15 protein-coding genes are annotated in these 18,063 nt (G+C 74.5%); 5 read left to right on the top strand and 10 right to left on the bottom strand.

All coding sequences use genetic code 11. The annotated features are described in order from the left end of the window. Positions 1 to 28 precede the first annotated feature (28 nt). On the bottom strand, positions 29 to 1,102 hold the full coding sequence (gene dapE, locus O7598_RS03980) for a succinyl-diaminopimelate desuccinylase (protein WP_269690068.1): 1,074 nt from the start codon (positions 1,100 to 1,102) through the stop codon (positions 29 to 31). Positions 1,103 to 1,205: 103 nt separating this feature from the next. On the opposite strand from dapE, the gene dapD reads away from it, so the two are divergent. Further along, the gene (gene dapD / locus O7598_RS03975; RefSeq protein WP_269690067.1) at positions 1,206 to 2,165 is read left to right on the top strand and encodes a 2,3,4,5-tetrahydropyridine-2,6-dicarboxylate N-succinyltransferase; all 960 of its coding nucleotides are present in this window, start codon (positions 1,206 to 1,208) and stop codon (positions 2,163 to 2,165) included. A 55-nt stretch (positions 2,166 to 2,220) separates the two neighbouring features. Here dapD and O7598_RS03970 read toward each other — a convergent pair whose 3' ends face one another. Next, positions 2,221 to 5,556, bottom strand: a complete 3,336-nt coding sequence (locus O7598_RS03970; RefSeq protein WP_269690066.1) for a S8 family serine peptidase — start codon at positions 5,554 to 5,556, stop codon at positions 2,221 to 2,223. A gap of 144 nt (positions 5,557 to 5,700) precedes the next feature. On the opposite strand from O7598_RS03970, the gene O7598_RS03965 reads away from it, so the two are divergent. Together O7598_RS03965 and O7598_RS03960 are read left to right on the top strand one after the other, a co-directional pair. Beyond that, the gene (locus O7598_RS03965) at positions 5,701 to 6,258 is read left to right on the top strand and encodes a sugar O-acetyltransferase (RefSeq protein WP_269690065.1); all 558 of its coding nucleotides are present in this window, start codon (positions 5,701 to 5,703) and stop codon (positions 6,256 to 6,258) included. A gap of 96 nt (positions 6,259 to 6,354) precedes the next feature. Next, on the top strand, positions 6,355 to 8,928 hold the full coding sequence (locus O7598_RS03960; RefSeq protein ID WP_269690064.1) for a hypothetical protein: 2,574 nt from the start codon (positions 6,355 to 6,357) through the stop codon (positions 8,926 to 8,928). A gap of 114 nt (positions 8,929 to 9,042) precedes the next feature. Here the strand turns inward: O7598_RS03960 and O7598_RS03955 are convergent, their stop codons facing one another. Genes O7598_RS03955 through O7598_RS03945 form a run of 3 tightly spaced genes read right to left on the bottom strand, consistent with a single transcriptional unit; the run spans position 9,043 to position 11,362 of the window. Further along, a complete protein-coding gene (locus tag O7598_RS03955; protein ID WP_269690063.1) occupies positions 9,043 to 9,690 on the bottom strand; it encodes a nucleoside/nucleotide kinase family protein in 648 nt (215 codons plus the stop codon). Beyond that, positions 9,690 to 10,331 (bottom strand): SIMPL domain-containing protein, encoded by a 642-nt coding sequence (locus O7598_RS03950; RefSeq protein ID WP_269690062.1) that lies wholly within the window; start codon positions 10,329 to 10,331, stop codon positions 9,690 to 9,692. Before O7598_RS03950 ends, O7598_RS03955 begins: the two co-directional genes overlap by 1 nt. Positions 10,332 to 10,336: 5 nt before the next feature. After that, positions 10,337 to 11,362 carry a prephenate dehydrogenase gene (locus tag O7598_RS03945; RefSeq protein WP_269690061.1) on the bottom strand — a complete coding sequence of 342 codons (1,026 nt, stop codon included), beginning with the start codon at positions 11,360 to 11,362 and terminating at the stop codon, positions 10,337 to 10,339. Between the two features lie 307 nt (positions 11,363 to 11,669). Between O7598_RS03945 and O7598_RS03940 the strand changes: the two genes are divergently transcribed. Continuing rightward, positions 11,670 to 13,511, top strand: coding sequence for a M48 family metallopeptidase (locus O7598_RS03940; protein WP_269690060.1), 1,842 nt, complete (start codon positions 11,670 to 11,672; stop codon positions 13,509 to 13,511). A gap of 45 nt (positions 13,512 to 13,556) precedes the next feature. On the opposite strand, the gene dapC is transcribed toward O7598_RS03940, so the two are convergent. Further along, positions 13,557 to 14,666, bottom strand: coding sequence for a succinyldiaminopimelate transaminase (gene dapC / locus O7598_RS03935; protein WP_269694726.1), 1,110 nt, complete (start codon positions 14,664 to 14,666; stop codon positions 13,557 to 13,559). Continuing rightward, the gene (fdxA, locus tag O7598_RS03930) at positions 14,663 to 14,989 is read right to left on the bottom strand and encodes a ferredoxin (RefSeq protein WP_007464872.1); all 327 of its coding nucleotides are present in this window, start codon (positions 14,987 to 14,989) and stop codon (positions 14,663 to 14,665) included. The genes dapC and fdxA overlap by 4 nt, the downstream gene beginning before the upstream one ends. A 79-nt stretch (positions 14,990 to 15,068) precedes the next feature. Here fdxA and O7598_RS03925 point away from each other — a divergent pair, with 79 nt between their 5' ends. Then, complete coding sequence (locus O7598_RS03925) at positions 15,069 to 16,070, top strand: GNAT family N-acetyltransferase (protein WP_269690059.1); 1,002 nt, start codon at positions 15,069 to 15,071, stop codon at positions 16,068 to 16,070. A 1-nt stretch (position 16,071) separates the two neighbouring features. Here O7598_RS03925 and O7598_RS03920 read toward each other — a convergent pair whose 3' ends face one another. The 3 genes from O7598_RS03920 to mshB form a co-directional block, all read right to left on the bottom strand. After that, positions 16,072 to 16,536, bottom strand: a complete 465-nt coding sequence (locus tag O7598_RS03920; RefSeq protein ID WP_269690058.1) for a hypothetical protein — start codon at positions 16,534 to 16,536, stop codon at positions 16,072 to 16,074. Positions 16,537 to 16,622: 86 nt separating this feature from the next. Then, positions 16,623 to 17,096, bottom strand: coding sequence for a hypothetical protein (locus tag O7598_RS03915; RefSeq protein ID WP_442929794.1), 474 nt, complete (start codon positions 17,094 to 17,096; stop codon positions 16,623 to 16,625). Positions 17,097 to 17,113: 17 nt separating this feature from the next. Then, a complete protein-coding gene (gene mshB, locus O7598_RS03910; protein WP_269690056.1) occupies positions 17,114 to 18,058 on the bottom strand; it encodes an N-acetyl-1-D-myo-inositol-2-amino-2-deoxy-alpha-D-glucopyranoside deacetylase in 945 nt (314 codons plus the stop codon). Between the last annotated feature and the right edge of the window lie 5 nt (positions 18,059 to 18,063).

The raw sequence follows: 18,063 nt of genomic DNA, 5'->3' as shown, positions 1-18,063 counted from the left end.
GCCGGGCGCGGGCCCCGGATTCCGTACGTCAGGCCGGGGCGAGCCAGCGGTGCAGGGTGGCCGCGCCGTCACGGATCTTGGTCAGCTCGACGTGCTCGTCCTTGTGGTGGGCCAGGTTCGGGTCGCCGGGTCCGAAGTTGAGCGCCGGGATGCCCATCGCGGCGAACCGCGCCACGTCCGTCCAGCCGAGCTTGCCGATCGGCGCGGCGCCGACCGCGGCCAGGAACTCCTGCGCGGCCGGGCTGTCCAGCCCCGGGGCCGCACCGGCCGCCGCGTCGGTGACCGTCAGGTCGAAGCCGGCGAAGACCTCGCGCAGGTGTGCCTCCGCCCCCGCCGGGTCCCGGTCCGGGGCGTACCGGTAGTTGATCTCGATCTCGCAGAGGTCGGGGATGACGTTGCCGGCGACCCCGCCGTGGATCCCCGTCGCGTTGAGCCCTTCGCGGTAGTCGCAGCCCTCGATGGTCACCCGACGTGCCTCGTACGCGCCCAGGCGGCGCAGCACCTCCCCGGCGCCGTGGATGGCGTTCACCCCGTGCCAGGACCGGGCCGCGTGGGCCCGCTCGCCGCGCGTGGTGACGATCGCCCGCATCGTGCCCTGGCAGCCCGCCTCCACGATCCCGTAGGTGGGCTCCAGCAGCACCGCGAAGTCGGCCTGGAGCCACTCGGGGTGACTCTGGCTCACCAGGGTGAGGCCGTTGTAGCGCGACTCGATCTCCTCGGCCTCGTAGAAGAAGTAGGTGACGTCGTAGCGCGGGTCGGCCAGCGTCACGGCCAGGTGCAGCGCGAACGCCACCCCGGACTTCATGTCCGAGGTGCCGCAGCCGTACATCAGGTCGCCGCGCATGGTGGACGGGAAGTTGCCGTTGAGCGGGACGGTGTCCAGGTGGCCGGCGAGCACCACCCGCTGCGGCCGGCCCAGCTCGGTGCGGGCCATCACGGTGTTCGAGTGTCGATAGGTACGCAGGTGCGGTACGCCTCGCAGCACCTCCTCGACGCAGTCGGTGATCGCCTTCTCGTTGAGGGACACCGACTCGATGTCGACCAGGGCACGGGTCAGCGCCACCGGATCGGCCAGGACCTCGGGGGTCAACGGGTTCTGCATGTCTCGCACGGTACCGTCATCCTCGGTGGGTGCGAGGCACACGTTCCGCGCCCGCGGCCGCGAGCAGCGGCGGACGCCGCCGCCGGAAAAGAGAGGTGTCACCGTGACGTCCGCACCATCCGCCTGGGGCATCGGCCTGGCCACCGTCACCGCCGACGACCAGGTGCTCGACACCTGGTACCCGACCGGCAAGCTGGGCCTCGGCGAGCTGCCCCTGGTGCCCGGGGAGGACCAGGCCGACGTGCTGGACCTGCCGCCGGGCGCGATCGGCGAGCGGGCGCTGCCCGGCCTGCGTACCGTCGAGGTGACCACGGTGATCGGCTCGCTGGACGACCCGATCAAGGACGCCGCCGACGCGTACCTGCGGTTGCACCTGCTCTCCCACCGCCTGGTGCGGCCCAACGAGCTCAACCTCGACGGCATCTTCGGCAAGCTCGCGAACGTGGCCTGGACCTCGGCCGGGCCGTGCCCGCCGGAGCGGGTCGACGAGCTGCGCGTCATCGAGCGGGCCGCCGGCCGCCACCTGGCGGTCTACGGGGTGGACAAGTTCCCCCGGATGACCGACTACGTGGTGCCGGCCGGCGTGCGGATCGCCGACGCGGACCGGGTCCGGCTCGGCGCGCACCTGGCCGCCGGCACCACCGTGATGCACGAGGGGTTCTGCAACTTCAACGCCGGCACGCTGGGCACCTCGATGGTCGAGGGGCGGATCGTGCAGGGCGTGGTGGTGGGCGACGGCTCCGACGTCGGCGCGGGCGCCTCGATCATGGGCACGCTGTCCGGTGGCGGCACCGACAAGGTGCGCATCGGCGAGCGCAGCCTGGTCGGCGCGAACGCCGGCATCGGCATCTCGCTCGGTGACGACTGCGTGGTGGAGGCCGGCTGCTACGTCACCGCCGGTTCCAAGGTCACCCTGCCGGACGGCCGGGTGGTCAAGGCCCGCGAGCTGTCCGGGGTGGACGGGCTGCTGTTCTGGCGCAACTCGGTGACCGGCGCGCTGGAGGCCAGGCCGCGCACCGGCCGGGGCATCGAGCTGAACGCCGCCCTGCACGCGAACGACTAGTTGACGACCCCGTCCGGGTCCGCGGCACGATCGCCGCGGACCCGGACGGTCGGACTCACCGCAGGCGGTACGCCTGGATGATCCGCTGGGTAACCGTGTTGCCGGCGTCGTCGCGGGCCCAGGCCCGCAGCGACACGTAGCCGGGCCCGGCCGGGTGCCGGACCGTGGCGGCCCAACCGGCGCCCTGCTTCTTCACTGTCGCCTTCCGCCAGGTCTTCCCGCCGTCGTAGGAGACGTCGACGGTGAGTGCCTTGACCTTGCCGGCCGGCGCGCCGGGCTGGCGTTGCACCGTCACCGGGACGGTGAACGTCCGGCCGGCCGGCGCGTTGCCGTCCACCGAGAGCGACGGGGCGAACCGGATCGCCATCGCCGGCAGCCGTGCCGGCTTGTCGCCCGGCACCCGCTTCGAGCGGAACGTCCAGCTCGCCGAGACCTCGGTGCTCAGGTCGGTGAAACTGCGCTTCGCCAGCGTGTCGACCCGGTAGTTCGCGACGCCCGGCGGCACCTCGAACTCGCCGTATCCGGCGGCCTCGATCTCACCGACCAGCTTGCCGTTGCGGTAGAGCGCGGTGCGTGCGGTGTCGTTGAGCGAACCGCCCGGGTGCCCGGCCGCGTCGCTGTGCACCGGCAGCGAGATCACCACCGTGTTCCCGGTGCGGGTGATGCCCTGGTCCGGCCAGCGCGGCTGCGCGAAGGACGGGCCGTACGGCGCGTTGTTCCAGTGCTCCGTGTAGTTGTGGCCGGACCGGAAGCGGGTGGGCCCGGACTCCAGCACCGCCTGCGTGTCCAGCCAGCCTTCCTCGGCGCGCTTGCCGAAGTCCAGCTCGAAGTTCCAGCGCGTGCGGGCCGTGCTGAGGTGCTCGACCCGCTTGCCCGGCACCTGGACCGGCACGACGATCGCCGAACCTCCCATGTTGTAGTCGGGCTCCGGGTAGACGATGCGCTCGTTCTCCAGGCCCGCGTAGCCGTTCGCGAACCGGTTCGTGACGTGGGCCAGGTCGGCGGGCCGGTAGTGCCGGACGAAACCGGTCGGGAAGCGACCGGGGAACAACTCGTTCAGGCCGTAGAAGTAGGGGCTGCGTTCCGGCGCCTTCGCGTCGAGCCACTGGCTGGCCAGCGAGCCGACGAAGACCTTGTCGGAGACGTTGCGGCCGAGCTGGGCCGAGTAGAGGCCGTCGAAGGTGTCCGTCCAGAGCCCGAAGCTGGCGTAGTAGTCGCCGAAGCCCCAGGCCGCGGTGAAGTCGATCAGCAGCGGGGCGGCGCCGCGCTGCGGCACGGTGCTGCGGACCGGCTTGCCCCGTCGGGCGTCGAGGTCGAGCCGCTGGTTGCCCTTCACCACCAGTTCCGGCTGGGTCAGCATGGAGATCTCCGACCAGCCCTGGTCACCGTCGACGAAGAGCAGGCTCTGCACCCCGTAGCGGCCCTTGGGCACCCGGACGGTGGCCTCGCCGTCGGCGTCGAACACGTCGCGGGTGACGCCGTCGTCGAGCCCGATCAGGGTGGTGTAGTAGCTGCCGGTGAGGGCGCCGGCCCGGTTGCGGTGGGTCAGCGTCAGGTCGTAGCTCTCCACCTCCCGGTTGACCGCCAGCGGGGTCACCGCGACGGTGTCGCCGGACCGGGCGGTCAGCCGGCCGGTCCAGTAGCCGTCGACACCAAGCCGGGTGTCGACCACGACGGTGACCTGGGCGGTGCCGCCGGCCGGGACGGTGAGCCGGGTCGCGCTGAGGGTGACCATGCCGGCCGGCGCGGACCGGCCGCCCGGGCCGGTGAACTCGGCGCCCAGGTCGAGCGTGAGCGCGGCGGCGCCTCCGTTGCGGTAGGTGACGGTGCGGCTGATCGGCTGGTCGTCGCCGTGCGGCCAGAGCGCGACGCCGAACGAGACCGACGGCGGTTCACTGGTCACCTGCTCGGTGATCGCGTGGGCCAGGTCGACCCGGCCGGCGCCCTGCTGGAACGCGGTCTGCTCCGGGTGCGGCCGGGCGGAGGCCATCAGGGTGGCCTTGTAACGGCCCGCGTTCCAGCCGGGGTGCTGCTGGGCGATCAGCGCCACCGCGCCGGCCACGTGCGGGGCCGCCATCGAGGTGCCGGAGAGGGAGACGTACTTGTCCCCCACCGGGTCGCCGATCTGGCCGTGGGCCGCGCGGGCGGCCACGATGTCCACGCCCGGCGCGGTGATGTCCGGCTTGATGGCCCCGTCACCGACCCGCGGGCCGCGGCTGGAGAAGTCGGCCAGGTCGTCGTTCCGGTCGACCGCGCCGACCGAGAGCGCGGCGTCGGCAGTGGACGGCGAGCCGACCGAGCCGTCGGCGCCGTCGTTGCCGGCGGAGATCACGAAGAGCGTGCCGGTCTGCGCGGTGAGCGTCTCGACCGCCTGCTCCAGTGGATCGACCTCCGGGGTGTCCCAGCCGCCCAGGCTCAGGTTGGCCACGGTGGCGTGCTGCTCGGCGGCGGCCCACTGCATGCCGGCGAGGATCGCCGACTCGGTGCAGCCGTACTCCTCGCAGACCTTTCCGGACAGCAGCGTGGCGTCCGGCGCGACGCCCCGGTACTTGCCGCCGGAGGCGGCGCCGCTGCCGGCGATGATCGAGGCGACGTGGGTGCCGTGGCCGACGATGTCGTCCGGGTTCGCCTCCTCGCTGAAGTTGCGCGACTCGGCGACCTTGCCGGCCAGGTCCGGGTGGGTGAGGTCGACGCCGGTGTCGAGCACCGCGACCTTGACCCCCTTGCCGGTCCAGCCGGCGGCCCAGGCGGTCGGCGCGCCGATCTGCGGCACGCTGTGGTCCAGTGTCAGTTGCCGCCGGCCGTCCAGCCAGATCCGGTCGACACCCCCCGCCGCGTCGAGCCGGGCGCCGGAACGGTCCGTGGCGACGGCCCGCCAGAGCGCGCCGGTGTCGGACTTGGTCGCGCTGAGCGCCGCGCCGCCGATCGCCGGCAGGTCGCGGGTCACCCGGGTGCCGGCGAGCGGGGCCGCCGTCCGCCGGGCCGCCCCCGAGCGGTACGACACCAGCAGCGGCGTGTTGTCGCGGTGCGCGTCGTCGTACCCGGCCGCGATCAGCCCGGTGACGTCGAACAGGCGCGGGTCGAGCCGGCCGGACCGGACCAGCGGCAGCGCGTCCTGGGGGACCACGCTGAGGCCGGTCTTCTCGCGGCGGACCAGGAACTGGAGCTTGGCGCGCCCGGCGCCGGGGCGGACCGCCGCGCGGTTGCCGTCGGCGACGGTGACCTGGTCGCCGGTGATCAGGGTGACGGTGGTGGACTGACCGGACGGCCCGGTGCGGGCGGACGGACCGGTCGGGGCCGCCGGGGTGGCGGCGTGTGCGGGCACCGGCAGTCCGAGTGCCAGGCCCAGGGTGAGGCCGAGTGCGGCCAGTTTTCTGCGGTTCCGGGGCAACCTTTTCTCCTCCGTGAGGCGTCATCGTCGATGAGGAACACATCGACGCGGGTTATCAGAATTACATACCGGGTATGTAACTGGAAGTCGCCATTCCGACTCGATCCGTTCCACCCGAGCGGCCGAACCCGGGATGATCCCCCGATGACCTCCATGAAGGACCGCATGCTGGCCGGCGAGCCGTACATCGCCGACGACCCCGCGATCGTCGCCGACCTCGACCGCGCCGACCGCCTCACCGAACGGTTCAACCGCAGTTCCGCCGAGGACCCGCAGGGCCGCGCCGCCGCCCTGCGCGAGCTGCTCGGCTCACTCGGCGAGGGCGCCTGGGTACGACCGCCGTTCCACTGCGACTACGGCTACCAGACCCACATCGGGGCGCGCAGCTTCGTCAATTTCAACGCGGTCTTCCTCGACGTCGCCCGGATCACCGTGGGCGCGGACGTCCAGATCGGACCGAACGTGCAACTGCTCACCGCCACCCATCCGGTGGAGCCGGAGGCCCGCCGGGCCAAGTGGGAGGCGGCCCAACCGATCACCATCGGCGACAACGTCTGGCTCGGCGGCGGCGTGATCGTGCTCGCCGGGGTGAGCATCGGCGACAACACGGTGGTCGGCGCCGGCGCGGTGGTGACCCGCGACCTCCCGGCGAACGTGGTGGCGGTGGGCAACCCCGCCCGCCCGATCAGAGCCCTCGAATAACCGCCTGAGCTGCGGAAACAACCCCTTCGGGGGGATGCGGATTCCGGAATCAGCGTGCACTCTGGGTAGTGAGATGCTCACTCTGGGGAGGCCGCGATGGAGCGCGTGCTGGAACTACGGGTCCACGGGGTGTCGAACACCCCACCGGATCAGCTGCTGGGCCTCGACCCCGGAGCGGGAGCCGGCGGCACGCCACCGGAGCTGGTGGCCGGCGGACAGGTGACCGGTTTCTTCCGTTCCGCCACCGCCGCGCGCGACGACCCGATCAGCGTCGAGGCGTACAGCTGGGGGAAGTTGACCTCCGGCGCGCGGACCCGGCGGGACGTCGAACGCGCCCTCTGGACGCTGCTGCTCCCGTTCGCCCTGGCCAACGTCGCGCTGCACGCCCGGGCCGGCATCCCCGCGGACCCGGACCGGGAACGCTGGGCCAGCCGGTCCGGCATCACCGCCTGGCTCATCCGGCTGTTCTGCCTGAGCCTGACCTGCACCCTGGTGATCACCGTGACCGGGATCGGGGTGGACCTCGTCGGCTGGCAGTGCGTGAGCCGGGAGTGCCTCGGCCAGATCCCCGGGCCGTGGGAGTTCCTCGGCGACCCCTGGTGGCGTCAGGGCACCCGCACGCTCGCCGTCGGGCTGCTGCTGCCGCTGCTCGTGCTCGGCGCCATCGGGGTGCTCGCCTGGCGCACCTACCAGTACGAGGCGGAGATGCCGGCCGAACCGCGCCACCGGCCGGCCGGCCACGACGACGGGCCGGCCGAGCCGCCCGAGCCGCTGGAGAACCCGCTGCAGGACCCGACGTTCTGGAACGGGGAGGGCCAGTTGCGCCGGGCCGCGGTGCTGCACCTGTGCACCGGAGCGGTGGTCGCCGCCGCCGTGCCGGTCACCGCGGTACTGATCATGGATCCGCCGCGCGGCCTGCGGGCCGCGGTCGCCTGGCCGACCGTGCTGCTGTTCGCCACCGTGGTGACCATCGCCGTGATCGCGGTGGGCCGCCCCTGGCTCAGCCGCCGCCAGGGAGCCACCCCGCTGGGTCGGTGGAGCATCGCGGTGGCGGCGCTCACCGGGCTCGGGCTGATCGGCACATTCGTGCTCCTGCTGCTCCCGGACGGCCCGGCCGGGACCCCGTTGACCGGCTACCGGCCACCGGTCGGATGCGCGAGCACCCCGGCCCTCGCCGGCTGTGCCGCCGGGCGGCCGCTGCCCGGCTACGAGACCGCGCTCGCCTGGCTCGTCACCTACCAGGTGCTGCTGCTGGTGGCCATCGGCGCCGCGAACCGCTCCGGCCGGCGGGCGCTGGTCGGGCCGGTGGCCGCCGCCGCGCTGCTGCCGCTCGCGGTGGCCTGGATCGAACGCGGCCTGCCCGGCCTACCCGCCGCGCCGGCCGGGCTGCACACCTGGATGCTCGTCGGCCCGGCCATCGCGGTGGCCGTCGCCGGGCTGCTGCTGCCCCGGCTCCAGCCCGCGGTGCCGACCCAGCCGCTCGGCGCGTACACCGGTCTGGCCTGGCACGGCTGCGCGCCGGCGGTCATCGCCGGCTTCGGCTGGATGATGGCCGTCGCGTACTGCGCCGGGCTGCTCTACTGGGTCAGCGAGCGGCTGGCCGGCCCGCGCGAACCCGGCGACCCGAGTAGCGTGGTCCCACCGCTCGCCGTCTTCTGGGCCGGGCTGGCCTGCGTGATCGGGCTGGTCACCCTGCTCGGGTTGCTGATCCGCGTCGCGGTCCTGCTGCACGGCCTGCGCCGCGCCGAGTACGCCGGGCTGACCGCCGCCGGCGGCCTCTCCGCCCACGACCTGCGCCGGTGCCGCGACGTCAGCACCTACCGGGCGTTGCACCGGCTGGTGGGCGAGCACGCGGTCCGGTTGATCGGCTGCTACGCGGCCGTGTCCGCGGTCCTGATCACCCTCTGCTGCGCCGCCGCGCTCTCCGGCCACCGGCCCGACCCGCTCTCCCCGCCCGGCTGGCAGACCGTGATCCACGGGACCGCCGAACTCGGTGACGCCGTACTCGGTTGGCTGCCGGTGGTGACCAGCGCGCTCGGGCTGCTCATCTACCGCACCGACTCGGTACGCCGCTCGGTCGGGGTGATCTGGGACGTGTGCACGTTCTGGCCGCGGGCCGCGCACCCGCTCGCCCCGCCCAGCTACGCCGAGCGGGCCGTGCCGGAACTCCAGACCCGGGTGGCCGGGCTGCTGGCGCTGCCGCCGCAGCACCCGGACCGGATGGACGGCGTGATCCTCTCCGGCCACAGCCAGGGCACCGTCATCTGCGCCGCGGTGCTGCTGCAACTGCCCAGCCGGTGGCGGCGGCGCACCTGGTTCTTCTCCTACGGCTGCCAGCTCACCCGCCTCTACGGCCGGGTCTTCCCGTCCTACTTCGGCCCGGAGCGGCTGCGCACCCTGGCCCGGGCCGTCACCTGGCCGGGCGGGCACGTGGCCTGGACCAACTTCTGGCGGGACACCGACCCGCTCGGCTGGCAGGTCAGCGCCGGGCAGCGGGACGTGCCGGTGGCCGACCCGGAGGCGTTGCACCCGTCCGGCGGGGAGGTCGCCGACCCGCCCATCCGCAGCCACAGCGGCTACCCCGACGCGGTGGAGTTCGCCCGCGAGCGGGCCGTGGTGGCCCGCCTGCTACGCCGGAGCGTGCCGTCACCCCGACCGGGGGCCGGCTGAGCGCGGCCTCACGCGCGACCCGCCGGCCACCGTCGCGCCGGGCCGACCGCCCGGCGGCGGTCGGTCAGCGTCGCAACGGGACGTCCGCCCGGCGGCGGTCGGTCAGTCGCGCCGTCAGCCGGGCGGCGGGCCGGTCAGCCGGACCACCAGGTCGGCGTGCGCGGCCGTGCCGGCGACCAGCCGGGCGTTCTCCTCGTCGCTGCCCAGCGCCCAGGCGCGGGCCTGCTCCGGTGACTTCCCGTAGGCCTCGTGCCGGGCGGTGAGGCGGCGCAACCGCACCTCGGCGTCCAGATCGAGGAACCAGGCCTGGTGCAGCAGCGAGCGCACCTCCTCCCACGGGTCGTCCCGCAGCAGCAGGTAGTTGCCCTCGGTGACCACCAGTCGCACCTCGGGCGGCACCTCGATCGCGCCCGCGACCGGCTCCTCCAGGTCGCGGCGGAACTCCGGCGCCCACACCGAGGTCGGCTCCAGCCGCCGCAACCGGCGCAACGTGGCCACGAACCCGTTGACGTCGAACGTGTCCGGCGCGCCCTTGCGCGCCGCCCGCCCCAACCGGGTCAGCGCCGAATTGGCCAGGTGGAAGCCGTCCATCGGCACCAGCCGGGCGCTCGGGCCGACCTCGGCGACGACCCGCTCCGCCAGGGTGGACTTGCCCACGCCGGGCGCGCCGGCGATGCCGAGCAGCTGCCGGGGACCGTCCTCGGCCAGCGCCCGCGCGCGGGCGACCAGCTCGTCGAGCGCGAGCACCCGGGCCGGCGGCATCAGCCGAGCACCGGCTCGCTGATGGTGAACCGCGCCTCGACCGCCGCCTGCACCGGCTGCGGCACCGGGTCCAGCTCCAGCTCCGGTGCGGACTCGCCGGACCGGGCGTAGGCCGCCTTGGACAGCATCGGCGGGGCCGCGGTCAGGCCGGTGTCGGCCAACTCGCGCAGTGCGGTGACACGGGCGCCGAGCGCCTCGGCGTATTCCCGGGCCCGGGCCAGGGCGTCGGTGATCGCGGCCTGCCGCGCCTCCCGGTAGGCCGGATTGTCCGGCCGCAGCGACCACACCGGACCGGCCACCTCGACCTGCTCCTGGTCGGCCAGGCGGAGCATCAGCTCGCCGAGCGAGGTGAAGTCGGTGACCGTGACCGTGGTGCCGACGCTGCCCTGCCAGGCCACCACGCGGTCACCCGCGCGCTTCGTCACCGGCCAGACGTTGACCTGGCCGGTCTCCCGCCGGTCCACGGCCGGCTCGGCCGCGTCCAGCAGCGCCCGCACCGCGGCGGCCCGCTCCGCCAGCCGGGTCAGCGTGGTCTCCCGATCGCGGTCCCGGGCGACCGCGGTCACCGTGAAGCGGGCCAGCTCGGGAGCGACCTCCCGGTAGGCCTCGCCGCGTACCGCCACGACCGGTGCGTCCGCCATGCCGCTCAGCCTAACGGCGGGGTGGCCGGCAGGTGCGCCGTGTACCTCACCGCGCCGGCCGCCATCCGGCACCCGGTCAGGTGGCCCCCCGCCGCGCCCACCTCGCGCAGGTAGGCCAGCTCGACCGCGGGGTCCGCGCCGGCCGGGAACTCCCGCCGGTGCGAGGTGAACGCGCGGCCCCGCAGCGCGGCCCGCGCGGTGCGGGCCTCGGCCAGCCGGCCGGTCAGCGCCGCGGCGTCCCCGGCGCGCAGCGCGCCGGTCAGCTCGTCCAGGAAGGCGCTCACCTCGGTCAGCTCGGCCAGCACCCGGTCCCGGTTGCCGAGCAGCATGTTGGCGGTCCGCTCGGGCGGGCCCCCGGCGACCCGGGTGCCGTCGGAGAAACTGCCGGCGGCCAGTGCCAGCACCGCGTCCCGCAGCGCCGAGCGCTGTACCGCGCCGGCGAGCGCACCGGCCAGCAGGTGCGGCAGGTGTGAGGCGAGCGCCGCGGCGGCGTCGTGCTCCGGGGCCGACATCGGCACCACCCGGGCGTGGAAGACGTCGACCAGCAGCGCGGCGAGCCGCCGGAACGCGTCCACCCCGGTCGGGCCCGGGCAGAGCACCCAGGCGGCGCCGTCGAGCAGCTCCGGTGCGGCGGCACCGAGACCGGCCCGGTCGGCGCCGGCCATCGGGTGACCCGGCACGAACCGGTGCCCGAGCCCCTGCGCGGTGGCGGAGGTGGCCACCTCCGCCTTCACGCTGCCCACGTCCGTCAGCACGCACCGGTCGTCGGTGGCGGCGGCCACCCGGGCCAGCGTGGCGGGCAGCGTGGGCAGCGGACCGCAGACGAACACCACGTCCCGGCCGGCGACCGCCTCCTCGACCTCGTCCGGGGCCGCGACGCCACGCTCGCGCACCTGCCTCCGGGCCGCCGGATCGGGGTCCCAGGCCGCCACGTCCAGCCCGGCGTCGCGGAGCCGGAACAACACCGAGCCACCGATCAGCCCGGTCCCGACCACCGCCGCGCGTGCCAGCCCGCCGGCCTCGCCCACCATCGGCCCACCTCGGCGTCCGCGTCGTCGGCGGAGCCCGGGCGGCCCCGCGGGAAGTCCCGCCGAGGATATCGCCCGCCGTCCCGCCGAGGACCGGGGTGTAAGGCGGGGCCCCTTCTTAACATCCGGTGTTAACAAGGGGCCCCGCCTCTACCGGAAGCGTTAAGCGGGGGCCCCGCCTTACCGGATCGTCGGTGGAGATCGATCCGTCCGGACGGTGGATGTCCACACCGGGGCCGCGTCGTACGGTCCTCCGGCGGCTCGCCCGGAACGACCGGTCGGGCCTTCGTCAACGGGGGAAGGGACACTCATGTCCGCGACGTACCGGGCGCTCGCCTCGGTGGTCATGTTGATCGGTTTCTACGTCGTCGCGCTGCTCCAGCTCGCCGCCGTGATCGCGCTCGGGGTCTGGCTGTTCGGCCACACCACCGGGCTGATCACCGGCAAGCTGCTGCTGCCGCTGGTGGTCGCGCTCGGCGCGGTGGGCGTCGGGATGTGGAAGGCGATCCGTACGAAGAACGAGCCGGCGCCCGGCCTGGTCCTGGACGAGCGGGCGGCGCCCCGGCTCTGGGCCACCGTGCGGGAGCTGGCCGTCGCGGTCGGCACCCGGGCGCCGGACGAGATCCGGCTGGTGCCGGAGGTGAACGCCGCGGTCGGCGAGCAGAGCCGGCTGCTCGGCCTGGTCGGCGGCCGGCGCACGCTCTACGTCGGGCTGCCGCTGCTGCAGGCCATGCGGTCCGACCAGCTCCGCTCGGTGCTCGCGCACGAGCTGGGCCACTACTCCGGCCGGCACACCCGCCTCGGCGGGGTGGCCTACCGGGGCCGGCTCGCCATCGGGGAGACGATCGAGCGGATCAGCCCGCGCAACCCGATCGGCTGGGTGTTCAAGGGCTACGCGCTGCTCTACCTGATGGTGGACAACGCCGCCTCGCGCCGCCAGGAACTGGAGGCGGACCGGGCGTCGGTGGCAATCGCCGGCACCGAGGCGGCCACCTCCGCGCTGCGTACGCTGCCGGCGCTGGACGCCGCCTGGGCGTTCTACATGCGCCGCTACGTCGAGTCGGGCTGGTCGGCCGGGCTGGCCCCGGACGACCTCTTCGGCGGTTTCGCGGAGCTGCTCGACGCCCGCCGCGAGGAGATCGACTCGCTGCGGGAGAACGCGCCGGAGCGGGAGCCGTCCCGCTGGGACACCCACCCGCCGATCGGTGTCCGCGTCGCCGCGATGGCGGCCGCCGCACCGACCGCGGCGGGGGCGGACGACCGGCCGGCGCGGACGCTGCTCGCCGACGTGGGCGGCGCCGGCCGCCAGCTCCAGGCGCTGGTTGTCGCGCACGGCTCCCGGCGGGTGCTGCCGTGGCCGGAGTTCGTCGCCGAGTCGGTCGCCGCCGACGTGCAGCGGCAGGCGGACGGCATCTACCGGGCCGCCGGCCGGTTCACCGGCACCCCCACGCCGGGCCTGTCGACGGTGCTGGACCTGGTCCGGTCCGGCCGGCTGGGCGAGTTCGCCGAGGGGTTCTTCGACGGCGCCACCCGCAAGGAGGCGGCGACCGCGTTCGCCGGCCCGATGGAGACGCTGCTGGACAACGCGGCGGTCCGCTCCGGCCGGGCCCGCTGGGAGCTGTCCTGGTCCGGCCCGGCCCGGCTGGTCGGCCCGGGCGGGGAGCCGTGGGACCTGGCCGAGGTGGCCAAGCTGGCGGTCGTCCCGGCGAGCCTGGACGAGGCGCTGGCCCGGCTGGCCGAGCTGGGCGTCGACGTGACCGGCGCCACCGTGGTGCAGGCCCGCGCCTCGGCCCGTGACGCCGACCTGATCGGCGGGCTGGCCAACATCAAGATCGACGGCCGGGAGCACGACGTGCTGGTGCTGGACAACGGCCTGGTGCTGATCGCCGACCCGGGCAAGGCCGGCGAGGGCGAGAAGCGGCTGACCACGCTTGTCGGTTCGGTGCCGGTCGCCGAGCTGGCCGGCCGCCACCCCTACCTGCCGTACGAGGAGATCACCTCGGTGGAGGTGCGGCGGGAGGTGCCGCTGAAGGCCACGCTGACGCTGTTCGACGGCCGCACCGTGCAGATGCAGGAGCTGATGGCCAGCGAGTTCCTGGAGAAGCACAGCCGGGACACGCTGCTGAAGGTGTTCCGCCGGATCAACGGCTGAGCGGTGCCAGCCGCCGGCCCTCCCACGAGGGCCGGCGGCCGGCGCTCAGGACTCGGCGAGCCGCCCGGCCACGGCGTCGACGTGCGCGTCGGACTCGGTCAGCGCCACCCGCACGTGCCGGGCGCCGGCCGGGCCGTAGAAGACGCCGGCGGCCACCAGGATGCCGCGCCGGGCCAGCCAGTCGACGGTGTCCCAGCAGTCCTCGTCGCGGGTCAGCCAGAGGTAGAGCCCGGCCTCGGAGTGCTCGACCGTGAAGCCGGCTCCGGTGAACGCGGCCCGCAGCGTCTCCCGCCGGGCCCGGTAGCGCTCCCGCTGGGCGTCGGCGTGCGCCTGATCGGCGAGCGCGGCGACCATGGCGGCCTGCACCGGCGCCGGCACGATCATGCCCGCGTGCTTGCGCACCTTGAGCAGCTCGGCCGTCAACGCCGGGTCGCCGGCCACGAAACCGGCCCGGTAGCCGGCCAGGTTGGAGCGCTTGGAGAGCGAGTGCACCGCCAGCACGCCCGCGTAGGACCCGCCGCACACCTGCGGCGAGAGCACCGAGACGGGTTCGGCGTCCCAACCCAGCGGCAGGTAGCACTCGTCGCTGGCGACCACCGCGCCGCGCTCCCGCGCCCACTCGACCACCTTGCGCAGGTGGGCGGCGGGCAGCACCCGACCGGTCGGGTTGCCCGGCGAGTTGACCCAGACCAGGCGGACCCGGGGATCGGGGCCGAGCGCGGTCAGCGAGTCGCTGCGGACGACGGTGGCGCCGGCCAGCCGCGCGCCGTCCTCGTACGTCGGATAGGCGACCGACGGCACGACGACCACGTCACCGGGACCGAGCCCGAGCAGCGTGGGCAGCCACGCCACCAGCTCCTTCGAGCCGATCGTGGGCAGCACCCCCAGCCCGTCGACGCCCGCGCCGCAGGCCCGGGCCACCCAGGCCGCGATGGCGTCCCGCAGGGCGGGAGTGCCTGCGGTCAGCGGATAGCCCGGCGCGTCCGACGCGTCGGCGAGCGCCTGCCGGATCAGCGGCGGCACCGGGTCGACCGGCGTGCCCATCGAGAGGTTGATGAGACCGCCCGGGTGCGCCGCGGCCGTGGCGGCCGCGGCGTCCAGCGTGTCCCAGGTGAACTCGGGCAGCCGTGCCGAGACCGGCGTGGGCCGGCTCAGTGGCCCTCGCCGCGCGGCGGCTGCGCGGCGACGAAGGTGGCGTCCTTCTCCACCTTGCCGATCTTCGAGGCGCCCCCGGGCGAGCCCAGGTCCTCGAAGAACTCGTAGTTCGCGCCGGTGTAGTCCTTCCACTGCTCCGGCACGTCGTCCTCGTAGAAGATCGCTTCGACCGGGCAGACCGGCTCGCAGGCACCACAGTCGACGCACTCGTCGGGGTGGATGTAGAGCATCCGGTTGCCCTCGTAGATGCAGTCGACCGGGCACTCCTCGATGCATGCCTTGTCGAGCACGTCCACGCACGGCTCGGCGATGATGTAGGTCACCGGTCTTCTCCTCCGCAAGACTCGTCGCGATCATCCGCAACGGTAAGAGCCTAGTATCTCGCCGGGGAGGGGGTCGATCGTGCTCCGACAGCAGGACGTGGGACACCGGATCGTGGTTCGCCGGATTGTGGGGATTCGCGAGGGCCGGCCGCTGTTCTCCGACGCGCTCGGGGAGCTGGTCGAGCTGAGCGAGACCCACATCACCCTGGCCACCGACGGCGGGCCGCTGCGCGTCCCGGTCGGCGAGGTGCACCGCGCCAAGCGGGTGCCGCCGGCCCGCCGGCCGACCGCCGCCGCCGTGATCGCCCTGGAGACCGCCGCGGACGAGGCCTGGCCGGCACCGGTACGCGGACGGCTCGGCGACTGGCGCCTACGGTCCGCCGCCGGCTGGACCGGCCGGGCGAACAGCGCGCTGCCGATCGGCGACCCGGACCGACCGCTGCCCGAGGCGTTGGACGCGGTGCAACGCTGGTACGCCGACCACGGCCAGCCCGCCCTGGTCAACACGCCGCTGCCGCTGGCGGCGCCGGTCGGCGCGGAACTGGACACGCGCGGCTGGACGTCGCGCCCCCCGGTGCTGGTGCAGACCGTTCCGCTCGCCACCCTGACCGCACCGGGTCGCGCCGTCGGGACGTCGCACGAGGCGGTGCCGCCCGCGAACGCGTCGACCGGCGGGGACGCTCCCCCGGTGACCCTGGCCCGGGCGCCCGCCGACGACTGGCTTGCCGTCGCCGCCGACCGCAAGGGCGGGTTGCCGGAGGCCGCACGGCACGTGCTCACCGCCGTGGACCGGATCCGCTTCGCCGAGCTGCGGGTCGACGGCCGGCTGCTCGCGGTGGGCCGGGGCACCGTCACCGGCGAGGGCCGCTGGCTCGGCGTGAGCCTGCTCGAGGTGCTGCCGGAGGCCCGTCGGCGCGGCTACGCCGGGGCGGTCGTGCGGGCCCTGGCCGGCTGGGCCGGGGCGGAGGGCGCCACCCACGCGTTCCTCCAGGTCGAGCAGCACAACGTCGGTGCGGTGGCGCTCTACCGCCGGCTCGGCTTCACCACCCACCACACCTACCTCACCCGGGTGGCGCCCTGACTCAGCGGCGAACGATCTTGCGAGGCCGGGCCTGCTTCATCTCGGCGTACCGCTTGAGCTGGCGGGAGCGGAAGTCCCGGCCGAGCGCGGTGAGGGTCAGGTAGCCGACCAGCACACCGGCCGCGGTGGCCGCGAGATAGAGCCAGATCTGGGCGAAGAAGAGGCCGGCGCCACCGCCGAACGGGTTCTCGCCGACCAGCAGCGGGCCGACGAAGACGGTCAGCGCGAGCGCCGCCACCACCGCCAGGGCCAGGTCACCGGCCCAGTGCCCGAGCGGCCGGGCGGCGCCCCAGCGGAACGCCGCGCCGGCCAGGATCAGGCCGATGACCAGGAACATCACCAGCGAGACCCGGCTGGCGGCGGTGTCGTCGTCCGGGAAGGCGAACCGGATGACCAGCCGGGCCACCACGTTGACCGCGAACAACGCGGCCGTCAGCACACCTGTCGCACGCCACCGCTGACCCATCGCACGCCTCCCGCCGTACCGCCCGCCACCGCGGCGGGCCTCTGGCAGGAATGTTCTACCACCGCCACCGGTGCGGCGTCAGCACCTCACCGGTGCGTGTGCGGCGGCGTCACGATGTGCCGGAAGCCGATCACCGCGAAGGTGACCGCGCCGGTCACGATGAGCGCGAGGCCGAGCACGTTGTCGCCGGCCAGCGCCAGGTCGCCCTCGGTGGTGCGGAACCCGCCCACCACGATCACCAGGAACCACGGCAGCGCGACCAGCGCCACCGCCCACCGGCTGCCGGTCGAGGCGTGCGCGAACCAGCCCAGCAGCACCGTCGAGGCCGCCACCGCCGCGATCCCGGCCACCGCCAGCCCGATGCCGACCAGCGCCTGCGCGCCGCCGGAGCGGCCCTGCACGGTCTCCCAGGCCCAGGTGGCGAAGATCAGGTCGAGCAACGCGGCCAGCACGCCGGCCCAGAGCGCCACCACGCCGCCGGCCACCCGGAGCACACGGTCGAGCGCCCGCTCCGCCCGGCCGGGCGGGGCGGGCGGCGGCGGCTCGGGCAGGACCGACACGGGTGCGGCGGGCGACGTCACCGGAGACCGGCCGCCGCGACCGGAGCGTGGTCCGGCGCGTCCGGGGCGTGGTCCGGCGCGTCCGGGGACACCCCGGCGAAGAGATCGTCCTCCCAGCCGTACGGGCCGTTGCCGGGTCCCTTCTCGCCGACCGCGAGCGTGAAGTATTCGACGCCCATGAACTCGGCACCGAAGTTGCCGGCGATCGAGTAGAGCCAGGAGTTGGCCGGGATCTGGGTGGCGTGGGCGCGCATCGCCGCCTCCTTGGCCGCGTGCTGGTCGGTGGCGTCGATCCGTGCCGCGATCTGCGCGTCCGGCGTGCCGAACGGCAGCTCCGCCACGTCCTCGATGCCGGCGAAGGGATTGTCCGACGACTCGGTGAACGCCTCCAGGCCGGCGTCGAGCACGCTGCGCGGCATGGCCGTCCAGTAGACCTTCGCCGGGGCGATCCCCTCGGCCGCGGCCATCTCGACGCCGCGCATGGCGACCCGGTGCGCCTGGATGTGGTCGGGGTGGCCGTAGAAGCCGTTCGGGTCGTACGTGATCACGACCTGGGGGCGGACCTCGCGGATGACCTGCAGCAGGTGCCCGGCGGCGGCGTCGAGGTCGGCCCGCCAGAACGCCCGTGGGTGGTCGTTGGTGGCCAGCCCCATCATCCCGGAGTCGCGGTAGCGGCCCGCGCCGCCGAGGAACCGGTGGTCGGTGACGCCGAGCGCGGCGCAGGCCGAGGCCAGCTCCGCGATCCGGTAGCCGCCGAGCTGGTCGGCCTCGGCCGCGGCGAGACCGGCCAACTCCGGTACGTGGATCTCGCCCTCCTCGCCCAGCGTGCAGGTCACCAGCGTGACGTGGGCGCCGGCGGCGGCGTAGTGCGCCATCGTCGCGCCGGTGCCGATCGACTCGTCGTCGGGATGCGCGTGGACCAGCAGGAGGCGTCGGTCGGGCAGCGTCGTCACGCCCGTCACTCTAA

The organism is Micromonospora sp. WMMC241, assembly GCF_027460165.1.
Taxonomy (GTDB): Bacteria; Actinomycetota; Actinomycetes; order Mycobacteriales; family Micromonosporaceae; genus Micromonospora; species Micromonospora humi.
This window is presented reverse-complemented; position numbering and strand designations above follow the sequence as displayed.

Excerpts from the sequence above, each read along its gene's own strand:
- O7598_RS03965 (WP_269690065.1), top strand. The coding sequence starts at position 5,701 with ATGACCTCCATGAAGGACCGCATGCTGGCCGGCGAGCCGTACATCGCC.
- O7598_RS03950 (WP_269690062.1), bottom strand. The coding sequence starts at position 10,331 with ATGGCGGACGCACCGGTCGTGGCGGTACGCGGCGAGGCCTACCGGGAG.
- O7598_RS03920 (WP_269690058.1), bottom strand. The coding sequence starts at position 16,536 with ATGGGTCAGCGGTGGCGTGCGACAGGTGTGCTGACGGCCGCGTTGTTC.
- O7598_RS03945 (WP_269690061.1), bottom strand. The coding sequence starts at position 11,362 with ATGGTGGGCGAGGCCGGCGGGCTGGCACGCGCGGCGGTGGTCGGGACC.
- dapE (WP_269690068.1), bottom strand. The coding sequence starts at position 1,102 with ATGCAGAACCCGTTGACCCCCGAGGTCCTGGCCGATCCGGTGGCGCTG.
- O7598_RS03940 (WP_269690060.1), top strand. The coding sequence starts at position 11,670 with ATGTCCGCGACGTACCGGGCGCTCGCCTCGGTGGTCATGTTGATCGGT.
- O7598_RS03955 (WP_269690063.1), bottom strand. The coding sequence starts at position 9,690 with ATGCCGCCGGCCCGGGTGCTCGCGCTCGACGAGCTGGTCGCCCGCGCG.
- O7598_RS03960 (WP_269690064.1), top strand. The coding sequence starts at position 6,355 with ATGGAGCGCGTGCTGGAACTACGGGTCCACGGGGTGTCGAACACCCCA.